The following is a 17,692-nucleotide window of genomic DNA, read 5'->3' on the forward strand; positions in this document are numbered from 1 at the left end:
CGCCTATGAAAACAATCGATACCATCCCGACCGGGAAAATAGAACGTGCCGGGAAACTCGTAAAAACGGGCGTAAAAATAGGGGGCAACTACGTAAAGTATTACGGCAAAAAACTGGTGGATCCCCAAACCTCACGGGATACTTTGAACCAAGATAATGCCGAAGATATTTACGATGGCCTAAAAAGCTTAAAGGGGAGTGCGCTAAAAGTGGCGCAAATGTTGAGCATGGAAAAAAACCTATTGCCAAGGGCCTATGTGGAAAAGTTTTCCCTGTCACAATTTTCCGTACCACCTTTGTCCGCTCCTTTGGTGCGAAAGACATTCAAAAAATATTTGGATAAATATCCGGAACAGATTTTTGACGAATTTGAAAAGGATTCCGTAAACGCAGCAAGCATTGGTCAGGTACACCGTGCCAAAAAAGATGGAAAACAGTTGGCCGTTAAGATCCAATACCCGGGCGTGGCCGAAAGTATCAGCAGCGATTTGGCATTGGTAAAACCGGTGGCCATTAAAATGTTCAACTTAAAGGGAAAGGATTCTGAAAAATATTTTAAAGAAGTAGAGCATAAACTAAAGGAAGAAACCGATTATATATTGGAACTCGAGCAAAGTCGTGAAATTACTTCCGAATGTGCCGTAATCCCGAATATGCAGTTTCCAAAGTACTACCGAAATCTTTCCAGTGAACGTATCTTGACCATGGATTGGATGGAGGGCGTGCATTTGGGAGAGTTTACCCAAAAGGATTTCAATGCCGAACTGGGCAATACTTTGGGTCAGGCACTATGGGATTTTTATATGTTCCAGATTCACAAATTAAAGCGGGTACACGCCGATCCCCATCCGGGAAATTTTTTGGTGAGTGATGAAGGTAAATTGATCGCTATCGACTTTGGTTGCATTAAACAAATCCCGGATGAATTTTATGTGCCTTATTTCGAATTGGCCAAACCGGAAAATATAAATAACGATGAGGTTTTTATGGAGAAACTCTATGAGCTCGAAATCCTGACGCCTACCGATTCGGAAGAGGAGCTCCGGTTTTTTACGGCCTTGTTCAAAGAAATGTTGACGATTTTTACATCACCTTTCCATAAGGAAACCTTTGATTTTGGTGATGAAGATTTCTGGACCAAAATTGCTAACTTGAGCGAGCGTTATTCTAAAGACGAACAGATTCGCAAAATGAACGGAAACAGAGGTTCCAAACACTTTTTGTACATCAACCGTACATTTTTTGGCCTTTATAACCTCTTGCACGACCTAAAAGCCAAGGTTGAGGTAAATGCTTACAGAGAGTTCTTGGGTTGATTTCTTGGTTAGGAAAGAAAAATCCCGTTTCAATTTTTTTGGAACGGGATTTTTTTTATGCCTAAATACGTAATAGATTACTTTTTTTGCTTCACATATTTTTCCAACCATTGGTCTTGTTCCCAAAGCATGTGCAAAATACTTTCCTTGCCCCGGTATCCGTGACTCTCTTTTGGCAACATAACCAATCTAACGGTGGCGCCCAAACCTTTAAGAGCGTTGAAATAGCGCTCACTTTGCATAGGGTATGTACCGGAATTATTGTCCGCCTGCCCGTGGATCAACAGTAAAGGGGTTTTCATTTTTTCTGCATGCATAAATGGAGACATGGTGTAATAGACCTCAGGGGCTTCCCAATAGTTTCTTTCCTCACTTTGAAAACCAAACGGTGTCAAAGTTCTATTGTAGGCGCCGCTTCGGGCGATACCTGCAGCAAATAGGTCCGAATGGGATAGTAAGTTGGCCACCATAAAGGCTCCGTAACTGTGCCCGCCCACTGCAATACGTTCGCGATCAATGTACCCCAAATTATCTACCGCATCAATGGCCGCTTTGGCGTTGGCCACTAGTTGGCTTCTAAAACTGTCGTTGGGCTGTTCGTCACCCTCACCGATAATGGGAAAGGCCGCTCCATCCAATACAACGTAACCTTTGGTTACCCAATAAATGGGTGATCCCCAAAATGGGTATGTAAACTCGTTGGGGTTCGAGGTATTTTGCGAAGCACTGTTCTTGTCCTTGTATTCCCTTGGATATGCCCATAAGATCATTGGCATTTTTTCTTTTTTCTCCATGTCGTATCCAACAGGAAGGTATAGGGTTCCGGAAAGTTCCAATCCGTCATCTCTCTTATAGGTTATTACCTCTTTGTGTACGTTTTGAATGCTTTTGTACGGATTATCAAAATCTGTCAACTGCACGGGCCCTTTTCTTTTTATCAAACTTTTGTAATAGTAATTAGGGTACTCGCTGGCAGATTCAATACGCACTAAAAGTTGGTCTTTTTTAGGGTCATACTCAATCAAGTTCTCAAGTTTGCCTTCTAGCTTTGAGGTGTACAGTCTGGTTTTTTTAAGGGTTTTTAAATCCATTTTTTCTACAAAGGGGAACTGGCCCTCTTCGGTATACCCATCTCCGATCAGAAAGGCATTGTTGTTTTTATCCAAGGACAGTACCCAACTGCCGTTTTCGTTTCTTTTGGTAACAAAACTTCCGGGGTCGCTATATACATCTTGATAGTTTCTATCTTCAATAATTTGAGCTCCTTTTTCTGGGTTGGAGGGGTCAAAAACATAGGTTTTTGTGTTTCTGTTGTTCCACCAACGGTCGTGAGCGATCGCCAAATTGTCATTGCCCCATTGTATGTAGCTAAACCTGTTTTTGGTTTTTAAAATGGACCTGCCCTCACCATTAAATGGTGCTTCGAGTTCAAAGACTTCATCGCGGAAGGGTACTTCGTTTTCAGGATCACCGCCATCCAAGGCTTCTACATAGGTAATGGTTGCCGGTTTGTCGTTTCTCCATCTTATGTTTCGCATGCCGGTTCTGGTTGCCATAAAACCTTTGGGGAGATCTTCTATAAGTGGAACTTGCAACAAAGTTTTAACCATACCGCCATCGTTCGTATAAACAGTGGTCGTGTTCGGAAATCTATAATAGGGCACTAAATAGGAGAAGGGCTTGTCCAAGGTTACCGTCATCACATATTCCCCATCGGGCGAAAAACTGATGCTTGTATATAAATTGGCATCTTTCCACTTGGTCTTACTGCCGTCCATGTTCACTTTATAAAGTTCTGAACGGGCCAATTGTTCAAAATTGAACTCGTCGTTCGGGTTTTTTAAAAGGTCTTGATAGGTTCTGTTCTGTGCCTTTTTTCCATCATTGGTGGAAATGGTTGGTCCTTCCGGAACGGCTTCGTCCACATTGATCAATGGTTTTCTGTCGGAGGGCAACATTTTTACCAAAATGGACTCTCCATCCTTGAACCAATTGATGATATCCCGCATATTGGCATTCACGTTGGTATCCGTTATCGATTTGGCAGAGGCCGATTTTAAATCCAGTACCATAACCTCCACTCCTTCTGGGGTAGTGTTTGTAAATGCTATTTTAGATTGATCTGGAGACCAATTAAAATTGGCCAATCGCGGATTTTCCGACAGACCGGTTACCTGCACGCCATCTTTATCACCAATTTCTTTTACCAAGATATTATTATAATAATTGGTGCGGCTTCCGATATTGGTCTTAGGATTGATCCGTAGACCCGCAAGTCTTAGTTCGGTTTCCGATAATTCTGCAATTGTTTTGTAATAATCCCTGTAGAGCAATACCATATACTTGCCATTGTCCGAGATGAGTACACTGGGAGCCAATGGGGCGTTTACAAGTTCTAAAATTTCTTCTGACGGTTTCTGATAAGTGAGTTTTTCCTGAGCTTGGGCCAAACTTATGGCGAAAGCAGCCAAGAATAACCAAACGTAATTTTTCATTATCTTGTTTTAAGTTTTATGAGTGAATTTTTAGCGATTTTTAAAAGTACAACTTTTAAAAAGTTTTATTTTGCCGACTTCTTGAAAATTTGGCATGTATATTTGCTAATTTTCAAATTCTAACTATCTTTTTATTCAAAACAGTATACATGTACAATTCCAAGATTGCTGGACTAGGTTTTTACGTCCCTGAAAATGTGGTCACCAACGATGATCTGTCCAAAGTAATGGACACGAATGATGAATGGATTCAAGAGCGTACCGGGATAAAGGAAAGACGCCACGTGGTCAAAGGTACCGATACCACTACTTCTATGGGGGTCAAAGCAGCCGAAAAGGCGATTGAGCGTGCCGGTATAGACAAGAACGATATTGATTTTATTGTATTTGCCACATTGAGTCCTGATTATTATTTTCCTGGACCTGGGGTGTTGGTTCAACGAGACCTGGGACTAAAAACAGTGGGCGCTTTGGATGTACGCAACCAATGTTCGGGTTTTGTTTACGGAATCTCCGTGGCAGACCAATATATTAAAAGTGGCATGTACAAAAATGTACTTGTAATTGGTTCCGAACTGCATTCGCATGGGTTGGATATGACCACAAGGGGCAGGGGAGTGTCCGTAATTTTTGGAGATGGTGCCGGTGCTGCCGTGCTTACCCGGGAAGAGGATACCTCCAAAGGTATCTTATCGACCCACTTACATTCCGAAGGTCAACATGCCGAAGAGCTTTCCTTGATCGCCCCTGGCATGGGCAAACGTTGGGTTACCGATATTATCGAAGATGCCGATTCCGAGGATACTTCATATTTTCCTTATATGAACGGCCAGTTTGTGTTTAAAAATGCCGTGGTTCGATTCAGTGAAGTGATCATGGAAGGATTACAAACAAATAATTTAAAACCAGAGGATATCGATATGCTGATTCCGCATCAGGCCAATTTGCGTATCTCACAATTCATACAAAAGAAATTTGGTCTAAAAGATGATCAGGTGTTCAACAACATCATGAAATATGGAAATACTACCGCAGCATCCATTCCCATTGCCTTGACAGAGGCTTGGGAGGAAGGAAAAATCCAAGAAGGAGATGTAGTGGTGTTGGCTGCTTTTGGCAGTGGTTTTACGTGGGGGAGTGCCATAATTCGGTGGTAACCCCTTTTTAAACTAAAAGTTAAAACCCCGATCACCAGGATCGGGGTTTTTATTGATGCTCTCACAAGATAGATAACCAACCAACACTCGAATATGGAGCATCAATATGTTTATAGGATTCCACCGCTACCTTGCTTAGTGTTGTCGTCTCTTCTTTTACGTTGCTTGGCACGATACTTTCCACTTCCAAAACGATAGGAGAGTCCAACGTAAACATTATTGCTTTCCCAGTTAAAACCACCTTCTTGGGCATATGGAAAATCTCCATCAAAAGCAAACCGCATGGTATTGAAAATGTCGTTGTAATTAAAGCTAAGGGTGCCTTTGCCCTCGGCAAAGCTGTAGCGAGCTCCCAAGTTCACAAAGTACATGGGTTCTGCATCGAACTGTATACTTTTGTTTCTTCCACGGTAGAAACCAAAGGCTTGTAGCGTTAGCTTTTTTGTTACCGTAAAGCTATTGTTCATCCGTAGGTTCCATGCCGTATTGTCAACCTCCACCCGTTGTTCCACGATGTCCTCCTCGCTAGGTGTTGGCCCGGTAGCGTTCAAGGTTTCTGTTATTCCTCTTTGCGTTTGCGAAAAAAGGTCGAAACTACCATTTATATTCCACCATTTAGTGGGGCGATAATTGGTGGAAAGTTCAATTCCGTAGGCCGAGGTTTTATCAAAATTATCGAAAGTCAGAATGGTTTTGTTCAAATCCAAGCGATCTATGTACACGGCTCTGTTGATTTCGTCGGTAATACTTCGATAAAAGACTCCGCCTGTAACACTACCGTTCTTTATTCTTTTGGTATAATTGGCTTCGTAGGAACTGGTGAACTGCGGTACCAAATTTGGATTTCCGAAGGAAGATATCAGGGGCGTGGCAAATTCCCTGATCGGATTTACTTGTTGTAGGCCTGGACGATCTACCCTTCTGCTATAGCTTACTTGGAGCTGGTCTTTTTCGTTGGGCTTGTACGTAACAAATGCCGAGGGATAGATTTCCGTGTACTTATCAGTAAAGGCTCGTACCGTATTGGTATCCGCTTTTACCTGAACATCTTCTAGGCGAACACCCACTTGATAGGACCAACGCTCATAAGATTGGCCAAAAGTGGCATATGCGGAATAAATATCCATGTCGTAAATAAACTTTGTGGAGGGGGTGGGTACCAAATTACCATTGCTATTGAACGATTGCCCGGTAGAGGAGTAGTCCACTTCGGTCTCAAAGTTTCTGGATTCGAGGCCAAGTTCGAGCTTGGAAATGCTGTCCAAAGGATTAACGTAATCCAAGTTTGCCGTAGTCTGCGTTCTCTCCGTATCCACAAAATCCATATAATTTGGATAGGTAGATGCGCCGGTTGAGCTAAAATCCGCATCTTGTTCGCTTTCGAACTGGTTGTGGTCTATTTCCAGTTCAATGTTGTGCCCCTCTTTGTTAAAATCAAGTTTGTAATCAAAATTGTACTGTTCACTTCGGTTATTGGAATCGTCCAGGAACAATTGGTTCACGTTGCGAGATGGGTCGTTAAAATAGGATACCTCCGTACTTCCGGTTCCTTCGCCCTCAAAAATATTTTGGTTGGTGAAAAAGGATATGGTGTTTTTATCATTCAGGTAAAAATCCACTCCCAATTTGTAAAGGTGTGATTTGTTGTTGTTGAAAAAATCAAACTCTTGTAGTGAGTTTTCCTCGGTACGAAGAATGCTTCCATCGTTTACCCATTTGCCAATGTTATTTCCGTAGTTTCCGTACAAATTGAATTTTCCGTTGCGATAGTTCATATCTATGGAGCTATTGAATTTGGCTTCGATACCCTTGGTAAGACCTAAATTTACATTACCGTTAAAACCGATATTTGCATTTTTGTGCAGTACAATATTAATGATACCGCTCATGCCCTCAGGATTGTATTTGGCGGACGGATTGGTGATCAATTCTATGGATTTAATGGCAGTGGAGGGAATCTGTCTTAGCAATTGCGCCACTGGTATGTTGGACAATTTGCCATCTACCATTACCCGTACATTGGAATTTCCCCTTAGGCTAATGTCACCAGTTTGGGAATCCACATTTACAGAGGGTATGTTGTTCATAATATCGGAAGCGGTTGCACCTGCAGTGGTCAGATCTTTACCAACATTAATAACTTTTCGGTCTACGCGCTGTTCTATGGTGGTCCGTTCGGCCACCAGTTCCACACCTTCCAGCTCTTTGGTTTCTTCAATAAGGGTTACAGTGCCTATATTGAGGTTTCGTTTTCCTTTCGCAATTACCAGTTTTTGGGAATAGGTTTTATATCCAATAAATTGAACTTCGAAAAGGAAAGTGCCATCGGGGAGTTTATCTATTTCAAAAGTTCCGTTTTCGGTGGTGATGCTACCGGTTATGGTCTGGCTGCCATCTTCGGATTTGATTACCACGGCCGCATAAGCGACAGGTTGTTTGGATAGTTCATCGACAACGGTTCCATTAATGGAACCCAAGGCGCTGCCAGGGTCGTTTGCAGATAAAGTTTTAGGGAGTGCCATGCACAGAAAAAGTGCAAAAAGAAAGCTCACATTTTTCATGAGTAGTTCGTTTTTTGATTGATGATTAGATTGATTGATGATATACTTAAGACGCCGAGGCCCGAGGTTTGTTACACGTTAAATCATTTTTAACAATCTTTAACAAGTATGGAGGTAACTTGGGTCTTGTAAGGAGTTGGGTCTTCGTAAGACCATTAGGTAGGTCCTTAAAAGAAGAAACCCCGGTAAATTTACCGGGGTTGTACATTGATAAGCTATACTAAACACTAACCATTAACTATAAAAATACAGTCTTACCAATGAAGTTTAAGATATAAAAAATAGACGAGTATCTTTATTAAAAGTTACAGTCTACATTAAAGTTTAACACAAAAATTAACAAATGCAAAAAACACTTGTTGTAGGGGCTTCTACAAACCCGAGAAGATACAGTAACACAGCAATTCGTAGGCTGGTCGATAACAAAATTGAAACAACCGCATTTGGGATACGTGGGGGAACTGTATCAGGGGTGCAAGTTAAGGATAACTGGAGTGATTTTCAAAATATTGAGACGGTAACTTTATATCTTAACCCAAATAACCAAAAGGAATATTATAAAAATATACTGGACCTTAACCCCAAAAGGGTCATTTTTAATCCTGGGACCGAGAACCCTGAGTTTTATCAAATCCTTCAAAATAAGGGTGTTGAGGTGGAGGTCGCCTGTACTTTGGTGCTGCTTGCTACTGGGCAGTACTAGTGTTGGGCAACGGTTCTTTTTTTCGTATTAACCATAAACCAATAAAGGTCAACAAGCCATTTAGCGGCAAAAGTTCGTAGCCAACTTGGTATCCTCCTAGGTAAGAGGCGGGAATATTGGCGATACAAACTATGGATACAACGGACACGAGGGCCACGATCCATACATAATTGTCCTTGATCTTGTGCTTGGTGAAGATGCCGAATGCAAAAAGTCCCAATAAAGGGCCGTAAGTATACCCTGCAACGGTCAACAGGCTATCTATTACGTTGCTGCTCAATATATATTTAAAGGCTATGATCACCAAAATAAGCATCAGGCTCATTACAATGTGGGTTCGTTTTCTGATCTTTTTTTGCTCTTGATCCCCCATTTGCTGAACATTTAAGAAGTCCACACAGAAAGATGTGGTCAAGGAAGTAAGGGCGCTGTCCGCGCTACTGTATGCCGCTGCTATAAGTCCCAACATAAAAGTAACGGACAAGGCCAGGCCGAGCCCACCGTTCAAAGCAATTTCCGGGAAGAGCAAATCTGTTTTGGGCGAACCATCCATCAATGGAATGCCGATACCTTCTCGCTGTGCAAAAATATAGAGCAATGCACCCAAAAGCATAAACAAAAATGTAACCCCGACCAGAACAAAACTAAAGGATACCATGTTTTTTTGCGCATCTTTCAGTGATTTGCAGGTAAGGTTCTTTTGCATCATATCTTGGTCAAGGCCTGTCATGCAAATGGTAACGAACATACCTCCAACAAAAGATTTGATAAAATAACTTCTATCGAGAAAACTATCGGTCACCCAAAAATCATTATAATTTTTTAATTCTTCAGTGGCTAAAAACTCACCAAAGCTCCATCCCAATTCTTGGTTGATCATAATTATGGATAGGATTACGGCCAAGATCATAAAAAGCGTTTGCAGAGTGTCTGTCCAAACTATGGTCTTTATGCCGCCTTTATTGGTGTAGATCCAAATCAGTAAAATGGAAATTACCACCGTAAATTCAAAACGGACCCCAAGGTCATCAAAAACGAATTGTTGCAGAACAATGGCCACAAGGTACAATCTGAAAGCTGCGCCCAAAACCCTCGAGATAAAAAAGAAAAATGCGCCGGTTTTGTGGCTAACTTTGCCAAATCGCTCCAAAAGATACTCATAAATAGAGGTGAGGTTCAGCTTGTAGTACAGTGGCAAAAGCACATAAGCGACCACAAAATAGCCGACCAGATATCCCAAAACTACTTGCATGTAGGTCAATTGGCTGTCACCGACCCAACCGGGAACCGATATAAACGTAACCCCGGACAGTGATGCGCCCACCATTCCAAAGGCGACCACGTACCAAGGAGATTGTTTGCCCGCCTTAAAAAAATCGGCGTTGGAGTCGTTTTTACCAGTAAAGTAAGAGATAAGGATAAGCACCAAAAAATACGCGCCTATCAACAATAGAATTTGGGTGGCTGACATAGTTGAAATTTGATTTGCAAAGTAAGAAAGTAAATTGATAATAGTAAAATCGTAATTTTGCAAAAGAAATACTAGTATGGAATTTTCATCTAAGCTATTGGAAAATGCGGTTTACGAGATGTCCCAATTGCCCGGAATCGGGAAGCGGACGGCATTGCGATTGGTGCTGCACCTTCTAAAACAGCCCGAAGAAAGAACCGAGCTTATGGCCCATGCCTTGTTTAAGTTGAGAACCGAAGTAAACTTTTGCAGGAACTGCCATAATATTTCCGATACCGAAGTGTGCGAAATCTGTGCCAACCCCAAACGGGACGAAACCATGGTATGTGTTGTAGAGGATATCAGGGATGTTATGGCCATAGAAAATACCTCGCAGTACAATGGATTGTACCATGTTCTCGGAGGGAAGATTTCGCCAATGGAGGGCGTAGGTCCCCAAGATTTGAATATACCGTCCCTAATAAAAAAAGTGAAGGACGGAACCGTGAAAGAATTAATTTTGGCCCTGAGCTCCACCATGGAAGGTGATACCACCAATTTCTACATATATAAGCAATTGGAAGGACTGGAAGTTGCCACCTCCACAATTGCGCGGGGTATTTCGGTAGGTGATGAGTTGGAATATGCAGATGAGGTTACTTTGGGAAGAAGTATCATTAACAGGGTGCCTTTTGAAACCTCTATTAAAGCAAATTAATGAACATAAATCAAAAATAAGTCGATTTCTTTAGTATTTTTGAAAAATATAAATCAAAATCTCTTCGATAAATACGAATATGTCAAAATTTGAATTGAAATTACCGCAAATGGGTGAGAGTGTTGCAGAAGCTACACTGACTACTTGGCTTAAGGAAGTGGGCGATACCATAGAGATGGACGAAGCCGTCTTTGAAATTGCCACGGATAAAGTGGACTCCGAAGTTCCCAGTGAAGTAGAGGGGGTGTTGTTGGAAAAGCGGTTCGATGTAGACGATGTAATTAAAGTAGGAGAAGTTGTTGCCGTGATCCAAGTGGAGGGAGAGGTGGACAACGTTGCAGACGATGCCGGTGTCCAAGAAGCTCGGGCGGAAGAATCTGCCAAGGCCCCAGCAATGGAACTGGAAGCTCAAATGGCAGGGGTAAAGGAATCCGTATCTGCATCCGCTCCCGATTTTTCCAGCTCAGAAAGGTTTTATTCGCCCTTGGTAAAAAACATAGCCAAAGAAGAAAAAGTTTCCATGGATGAATTGGAAGCTATTGTGGGCACAGGAAAAGAAGGCCGGGTAACCAAGAATGATATAATGGCCTATTTGGAAAATCGATCCAATGGCAATAAGGTGAACCAGTCCACAACACAGCAAACAGAGGCTAAAGAGGAAAGGGTTTCCGCTCCACAACCAGTACAAACTAAGTCAGCGGATAAGCCGATGGCCGCCAAAGTACCGGTTAAAGCAGGTGATGAGGTAATCCCTCTTTCCCGAATGGGTAAATTGATCGCCCATCATATGGTGGAAAGTATCTCCACATCGGCTCACGTTCAAAGTTTTGTCGAGGTGGACGTAACCAATGTGGTCAACTGGAGAAACAAGGTGAAAAATGCCTTCCAACAGCGCGAAGGAGAGAAATTGACCTTTACTCCAATATTTATGGAAGCTGTGGCCATGGCCCTTAAAAAGTTTCCGATGATGAACATTTCCTTGGACGGGGACAATGTTATTAAAAAGAAAAATATTAACCTAGGTATGGCAGCTGCCCTGCCCGATGGAAATTTGATCGTGCCCGTAATTAAAAATGCCGATCAACTAAACTTGGTGGGTATGGCCAAAACAGTCAACGATTTGGCCAACAGGGCAAGGAACAATCAGTTAAAACCGGATGAGATCAAGGATGGGACCTACACGGTGACCAACGTAGGTTCTTTCGGTAGTGTTTTTGGAACGCCGATCATTAATCAGCCACAAGTTGGAATCCTTGCATTGGGGGCAATTAGAAAAATACCAGCGGTTATAGAGACGGACCAAGGTGAGTATATTGGAATACGCAGTAAAATGTATCTTTCCCATAGCTACGACCACAGAGTGGTAAATGGTGCTCTGGGAGGAATGTTCGTAAAATCGGTGGCCGATTATTTGGAAGCTTGGGACATAAACAGGGAAATATAACGGAAAACCGATCATATTCCTGTCACTATGCTTAATTTAGAAGTCACGTGAATTTCATTTAATAATCCCCACATGCAATTACAATTGACCAAACCTATCTGTTTTTTCGATTTGGAGACCACCGGTACCAACGTCGCAAAAGATAGAATAGTAGAAATTTCCATTTTAAAAGTATATCCCAATGGAAATAAAGAAAGTAAAACCTGGTTGGTGAACCCGGAAATGCCAATACCGGCAGAATCGGAGGCCATACACGGAATATCCGACGAGAAGGTGGCCAATGAGCCTACTTTTAAACAATTGTCCAAAGAAATTTACGCAATGATCCGCGATAGCGATTTAGCGGGGTTTAATTCCGATAGGTTCGATATACCGTTATTGGCGGAGGAAATGTTGCGTGCTGGGGTGGATTTTGATATGAAGAGCATGGTTTCCGTAGATGTACAGACCATTTTCCATAAAATGGAAAAAAGAACCTTGGAAGCCGCCTATAAGTTCTATTGCGATAAAAACCTGGACGATGCCCACAGTGCGGAAGCCGATACCCTGGCAACATACGAGGTGTTATTGGCGCAATTGGAGCGTTATCCGGAACTCGAAAACGACATAAAAAAACTATCGGAGTTCACCACAAGAAGACAGAATCTGGATTTTGCAGGTTTTATAGGGCTTGATGAAAACGATAACCCTATATTTTCGTTTGGAAAACACAAAGGAAAAACCGTGGACGAGGTAATGGAAAAAGAACCCGGTTACTTTGGATGGCTCCTAAACGCAGATTTCCCCTTGTACACTAAGAAAGTGCTTACCCAAATAAAGTTGAGCAAGCTCAACAATAAATTTTAGAATACATACTCGTAAACCCGAAGAACAAATTATGAAGCTGATTTGTATTGGACGTAATTATGTGGACCACATCAAAGAGTTGAGCAACGAACGTCCGGAAGAGCCCGTGGTGTTCATAAAGCCGGATTCTGCAATTTTGCCCAAAGAGCAGGATTTTTATATCCCGGAATTTTCCAACGATGTCCATTACGAAGTAGAAGTGTTGATCAAGATCAAAAAAGTGGGAAAACATATTTCGCGCGAGTTTGCCCATAAATATTTTGACGAAGTAGGGCTGGGCATCGATTTTACAGCGCGAGATCTACAGGGCAAGTTAAAGGCCAAAGGCCTCCCTTGGGAAAAAGCCAAAGGTTTTGATGGTGCCGCCATAGTTGGAAAGTGGCTGTCCAAGGAAAGGTTCAAGGATATGGACAACCTTAATTTTTCATTACAAAAGAACGACCAAACGGTACAAGCAGGAAATACCTCTTTAATGTTGTGGAAGATAGATGAGATCATAGCCCATGTTTCCCAGTATTTTATGTTGAAAAAAGGAGATATCATCTTTACAGGTACGCCGGCCGGTGTTGGTAAAGTAAGCCCAAATGACTACCTTGTAGGTTTATTGGAAGGAGAAAAAATGTTTGATATTAATGTAAGATAATGATTTACAACCTCGATAAGATAAATGAAATGGCGGAAGGTGATGAGGAATTTATCACCTCTGTAATTTCTGTGTTTTTGGAAGAAGTGCCGGAGGATTTGGACAGTCTGGAAAAAGCTATTCATTCCAAGGACTACGAAAACATATATAAGCTCGCACACAAAATCAAGCCCAATGTGGATATTTTGGGCATGGAGCAGACCAGGGCCAAGGCGCTGGAAATAGAAACCTTGGGAAAAACGACCGGGAGCATGCAAGAAATAGAGGCAACCTTCCCTATTCTAAAAAAAGATGTGCTCCAAGTGGTCACGGAATTAAAAAACGACTTTAATTTATAGATGCAAGCCGAAATCATCACCATTGGAGATGAGATTCTCATTGGCCAAATAGTAGATTCCAATTCTGCCTTTATTTCCAAAGAATTGAACAAAATAGGAGTTTCTGTCTATCAGATAACTTCGATCCAAGATGATAGGGAGCATATATTGACATCATTGAAAGAAGCCGGTGAGCGATCATCGGTGGTTATTTTAACTGGCGGCTTGGGTCCAACAAAGGACGACGTTACCAAGCGGACCCTTTGTGACTTTTTTGGGGATGAGCTGGTTCGTAACGATGCTGTACTCAAGCATATCGAGGAACTTTTCAAAAAATACATCACTACGCCCATTTCCGATTTGAACAGGGAGCAGGCCATGGTGCCATCAAAAGCGACGGTGCTCCACAACGAGTTTGGAACAGCACCCGGTATTTGGATGAAAAAGGGAGAGACGGCCTATATTTCGTTGCCCGGTGTCCCATACGAAATGAAAAACCTGTTGGTCAAAGCCGTTCTTCCCAAAATAATCGAAGAATACAACCGACCTCATATTGTACATAAAACCCTTATGACCTATGGTCTGGGAGAGAGTGCAATTGCAGAGAAGATCGAGGACTGGGAGAATAATTTGCCCTCCTTTATCAAATTTGCCTACCTACCCAATCTGGGCAGGGTTAGATTGCGCTTATCCGCAAAAGGATACGATAAAGAAGCGTTGATATCGGCTATAGATGAACAAATACAAAAATTATACCCCCTGATCGGCGATATAATTTATGGGGAAGAAGAAGAGAACGGGAATGTAGAAAAGCAGATAGGTGCATTTTTGAACGATAAAAGGATGACCTTGTCAACTGCAGAAAGTTTTACGGGAGGTAGTATTGCCGAACGGATAACCGCAATTCCTGGTGCTTCCAGTTATTTTAAGGGTAGTTTGGTATGCTATGCCACAGAAATGAAGGTTCGGTTATTGGGCGTTCCACAAGAACTTATAGATAAGCATTCCGTAGTTAGTAAAGAAGTGGCCATTGCCATGGCCGAGAATGTGAAAAGCAAAATGGCAACAGACTTTTCTATAGCCACAACAGGTAATGCCGGTCCTACAAAAGGCGACTCCAATGCCGATGTTGGTACCGTTTATATAGCAATTGGAACACCGTCCGGTACGTTTGCCCATAAATTCGTGATGGGACAGCATAGGGAACGGGTGGTAAAAAAGTCTGTAAACAAGGCTTTTGAGTTGTTGTACAAAGAAATTTTAAATTTCTGAAAAAGAATTTTGTACGTCCCATTAAAATGGTATAAATTTGCAGCCTCAATAAAATCACTCAAATAGTTAGGGAGATGTCTAAAGTTTGTGAAGTAACAGGAAAAAAGGTGATGTTTGGAAACAACGTTTCCTTTTCTATTAATAAGACCAAAAGGAGATTCGATGCAAATATCTCCAAGAAGAGATTTTATATCCCAGAAGAAGATCGTTGGGTAACCTTGAACGTTTCTGCCCGTGGGTTGAAAATCATCAACAAAAAAGGAATCTCTGCTGTCTTAAAGGAAATCAATTCCAAAAAGTAAGTTGTAAAAGCATTTTAAGTACAATACAATGGCAAAGAAAGGAAATAGGGTTCAGGTAATTTTAGAGTGTACAGAGCACAAGGAATCTGGTATGCCAGGTACTTCTAGGTATATTACCACAAAGAACAAGAAGAACACGCCAGATAGGATGGAAATCAAAAAATACAATCCTATTCTTAAGCGTATGACCGTTCATAAAGAAATTAAGTAATCGCTTTTTTACAAAGTAAAGAGCAGAAAAAGATAAGCCATGGCAAAGAAAACAGTAGCAACACTTCAGTCATCATCCAAAAGGTTGACAAAGGCCATTAAAATGGTTAAGTCACCCAAAACCGGTGCTTACACATTTGTAGAGTCTGTAATGGCACCAGAATTGGTTAACGACTGGTTGAACAAGCAATAAATAAGGAACGTTTCCTCATTCAAATTATAGAAGCCGCTGATTAGCGGCTTTTTTTATGGCATAAAATTAACGGGTTAATTTTTATTTACCCTATATGTAATCCGTCTGTTGGTAATTACCGAGCCCACTTGGAGTGTAAGTGTAGCAACATCGGAGGTTGTGATGCCACATATGTATCCGTTATTGCTCGCAACCAAACGATACTGGGTGTTGTTTTCGGTGGTAGTTGGTCCAGTAATGGTAAGCGTTGTAGTGGTAGTCCCAGAGTAAATGCCTCCGTCCGTAAGATTTGTCCAAATAGTGCCATTATAGTATTGCCATTGGAACTGGTCGGCTGTTACAGTTGCGGATAAAGCAGTGGTACACCCAGGGCATGTAACTGTATTTGTAGGCTGTGCAGTTATGTTTGGGGCAGAACCTATTTCCCTGTAATCGTATGTGGTGTTCGCATTGTTGTCGGCCGGAGTTGTATATCCGTCCGATCCACTGGTAACCGATCCCTCGATATTTACCGTAACCGGGTTAGGGCCTAAGTAGCCATCATCGTTATTGTCGGTAAACCCAGCTTCGCGAACATCGTTGCATCCATCACCATCTGCATCCAAAACATAGGCGTCGTAGCTGCCATCGGAATCAGAATCAAAAATTGAGTAGGACAAGAGGGCGTATTCGGTGTCTGTATCCTCAATAGTGTCATAAAGCCCATTAGTTCCAGATCCAGCTACGGCTCCATCAATTCTGCCGTCGTTGTTTAGATCTGTAACACCTATTTCACTCAAAACACCAGATTCTACAATATCAAAAATACCGTCGTTGTCGGAATCCAGGTCTAGCTCATTGCTAATGCCATCTCCATCGGTATCACAAATTGCACTGGCGAATAGATTGCCTGTAAACCCTTCAGGTCCGGGGCCTGCTTGATTGGTGATTGTAAAGGTATTGTTGTTTGCGGGAATCCATGGAATGGTGTTGAACGGAGTGCCCCCTTGGGCCTCCATGGGTTCCAATGTCGTAGAGCCGGTATTTCTGGTGCCATATAACTGGATTTCCCCCAATTCATTTACAATTAAGCGCAGTCGGGGTATCCCATTTGAGTTGGCTACCCAAGGCTGACTGATAAAACTACCATCGGATTGGAATACAAAATATTCGTCCCCGGCATCCAACGCACCATTTTCAAACTCCAAAACAGAAGGGTGGATTACACTGCCATTAATGTCCAATTGAAAGGAATTGTCCATGGAAGAAAAATCAAGCCGTAAATATTCTGTATCGGTATGGTTGATAACAACAGAACGTTCACCTACATTGGACGAGGTCAAGAATGACGTGTTTATGGTAGAACAATACTCTTCCTCATCTGTTATTCCGTCGTTGTCATCGTCCAGGTCAACCGCATCAATTATGCCGTCCCCGTCAGTATCCGTTTGAGGAACAGAGGTGGTTGAAATGGTTATGTTATCTATATAAGCTCTATCGTTGTTGTTGGACCAATCAATTCCTCCCTTACTGAACCGTATAGTTGTAAGATTGGATATAAAGGCAGTAATGTCTTGATCAAATGTTCCGCTCTGGGTCCCGGAAAAGATATCCAAGGTTGTAAAACTAATACCATCGGAAGATATCTCAACGGCCAGTGTCTCGCCAGGTTCAAGGCTCGATGTTCTCCAATCAAAAGTAAGATTGGCAGTAGAATAAGCACTTAGGTCGGCAGTACGCCTCAAGTTTTCTGTCCAAATGTATCTAAACCTTAACTCGTTGTTGTTTATGCTGATATATCCGTTTGCAGGATTGTTGTTATCGTTAAACTCCAGCCAATCCGTAGTCCAACTTTGGGTACCATCATTGTTGGCATAGGACACATTGCTAAAAGTATCGGAAAATGTATCCTGAGCAAAAATGGTTAAAGAAAAGAACGTAACCATTATGAACAATATCCCTTGCAACGGATTTTTCATATCTAATCGGTTAATCTCCGGCCTAAAGATAGCAAGGGTCCGCCAAGCATTCGAAAAAATGTTGCAAAGAGATGATAAGCAATTGTAAAACTTTGATTAATTGAGGT

The 17,692-nt window shown here is 41.9% G+C and carries 16 protein-coding genes; 12 read left to right on the forward strand and 4 right to left on the reverse strand.

The window, feature by feature from the left end; genetic code table 11:
- Positions 1-5 precede the first annotated feature (5 nt).
- Positions 6-1,316 (forward strand): AarF/ABC1/UbiB kinase family protein, encoded by a 1,311-nt coding sequence (locus ABTP35_RS11685; RefSeq protein WP_293296199.1) that lies wholly within the window; start codon positions 6-8, stop codon positions 1,314-1,316.
- Positions 1,317-1,393: 77 nt separating this feature from the next.
- Here the strand turns inward: ABTP35_RS11685 and ABTP35_RS11690 are convergent, their stop codons facing one another.
- A complete protein-coding gene (locus ABTP35_RS11690) occupies positions 1,394-3,811 on the reverse strand; it encodes a prolyl oligopeptidase family serine peptidase (protein ID WP_252080199.1) in 2,418 nt (805 codons plus the stop codon).
- A gap of 149 nt (positions 3,812-3,960) precedes the next feature.
- On the opposite strand from ABTP35_RS11690, the gene ABTP35_RS11695 reads away from it, so the two are divergent.
- A complete protein-coding gene (locus ABTP35_RS11695; protein WP_293296196.1) occupies positions 3,961-4,968 on the forward strand; it encodes a beta-ketoacyl-ACP synthase III in 1,008 nt (335 codons plus the stop codon).
- A gap of 110 nt (positions 4,969-5,078) precedes the next feature.
- On the opposite strand, the gene ABTP35_RS11700 is transcribed toward ABTP35_RS11695, so the two are convergent.
- Positions 5,079-7,529: a TonB-dependent receptor domain-containing protein gene (locus ABTP35_RS11700; RefSeq protein ID WP_293296194.1), complete on the reverse strand. Its 2,451-nt coding sequence runs from the start codon at positions 7,527-7,529 to the stop codon at positions 5,079-5,081.
- Between the two features lie 343 nt (positions 7,530-7,872).
- On the opposite strand from ABTP35_RS11700, the gene ABTP35_RS11705 reads away from it, so the two are divergent.
- Positions 7,873-8,232, forward strand: a complete 360-nt coding sequence (locus ABTP35_RS11705) for a CoA-binding protein (RefSeq protein WP_293296192.1) — start codon at positions 7,873-7,875, stop codon at positions 8,230-8,232.
- On the opposite strand, the gene ABTP35_RS11710 is transcribed toward ABTP35_RS11705, so the two are convergent.
- The gene (locus tag ABTP35_RS11710; RefSeq protein ID WP_375334205.1) at positions 8,216-9,703 is read right to left on the reverse strand and encodes a sodium:solute symporter; all 1,488 of its coding nucleotides are present in this window, start codon (positions 9,701-9,703) and stop codon (positions 8,216-8,218) included. The two genes, ABTP35_RS11705 and ABTP35_RS11710, sit on opposite strands and share 17 nt — an antisense overlap.
- A 76-nt stretch (positions 9,704-9,779) precedes the next feature.
- On the opposite strand from ABTP35_RS11710, the gene recR reads away from it, so the two are divergent.
- The 9 genes from recR to ABTP35_RS11755 all read left to right on the forward strand — a co-directional run bounded on the left by recR (position 9,780) and on the right by ABTP35_RS11755 (position 15,627).
- Positions 9,780-10,400, forward strand: coding sequence for a recombination mediator RecR (recR, locus tag ABTP35_RS11715; protein WP_293296189.1), 621 nt, complete (start codon positions 9,780-9,782; stop codon positions 10,398-10,400).
- Positions 10,401-10,479: 79 nt separating this feature from the next.
- Entirely contained in the window at positions 10,480-11,844 is a 1,365-nt protein-coding gene (locus ABTP35_RS11720; RefSeq protein ID WP_293296187.1) for a dihydrolipoamide acetyltransferase family protein, read from the forward strand.
- A gap of 72 nt (positions 11,845-11,916) precedes the next feature.
- Complete coding sequence (locus tag ABTP35_RS11725) at positions 11,917-12,690, forward strand: 3'-5' exonuclease (RefSeq protein WP_224837753.1); 774 nt, start codon at positions 11,917-11,919, stop codon at positions 12,688-12,690.
- A gap of 31 nt (positions 12,691-12,721) precedes the next feature.
- Positions 12,722-13,333 (forward strand): fumarylacetoacetate hydrolase family protein, encoded by a 612-nt coding sequence (locus tag ABTP35_RS11730; RefSeq protein ID WP_224837752.1) that lies wholly within the window; start codon positions 12,722-12,724, stop codon positions 13,331-13,333.
- Positions 13,333-13,671, forward strand: coding sequence for an Hpt domain-containing protein (locus tag ABTP35_RS11735; protein WP_224837751.1), 339 nt, complete (start codon positions 13,333-13,335; stop codon positions 13,669-13,671). The genes ABTP35_RS11730 and ABTP35_RS11735 overlap by 1 nt, the downstream gene beginning before the upstream one ends.
- The gene (locus tag ABTP35_RS11740; protein ID WP_293296183.1) at positions 13,672-14,922 is read left to right on the forward strand and encodes a competence/damage-inducible protein A; all 1,251 of its coding nucleotides are present in this window, start codon (positions 13,672-13,674) and stop codon (positions 14,920-14,922) included.
- 74 nt (positions 14,923-14,996) lie between these two features.
- Entirely contained in the window at positions 14,997-15,224 is a 228-nt protein-coding gene (gene rpmB, locus ABTP35_RS11745) for a 50S ribosomal protein L28 (RefSeq protein WP_100817573.1), read from the forward strand.
- Positions 15,225-15,252: 28 nt separating this feature from the next.
- Complete coding sequence (rpmG, locus tag ABTP35_RS11750; RefSeq protein ID WP_100817574.1) at positions 15,253-15,435, forward strand: 50S ribosomal protein L33; 183 nt, start codon at positions 15,253-15,255, stop codon at positions 15,433-15,435.
- Positions 15,436-15,474: 39 nt separating this feature from the next.
- Entirely contained in the window at positions 15,475-15,627 is a 153-nt protein-coding gene (locus tag ABTP35_RS11755; RefSeq protein WP_224837749.1) for a DUF4295 domain-containing protein, read from the forward strand.
- Positions 15,628-15,701: 74 nt separating this feature from the next.
- On the opposite strand, the gene ABTP35_RS11760 is transcribed toward ABTP35_RS11755, so the two are convergent.
- Positions 15,702-17,585 carry a hypothetical protein gene (locus ABTP35_RS11760; RefSeq protein ID WP_293296181.1) on the reverse strand — a complete coding sequence of 628 codons (1,884 nt, stop codon included), beginning with the start codon at positions 17,583-17,585 and terminating at the stop codon, positions 15,702-15,704.
- Positions 17,586-17,692: the final 107 nt, after the last annotated feature.

Source organism: Flagellimonas alginilytica, assembly GCF_042134605.1.
In the GTDB taxonomy this organism is placed as follows: Bacteria; Bacteroidota; Bacteroidia; order Flavobacteriales; family Flavobacteriaceae; genus Flagellimonas; species Flagellimonas alginolytica.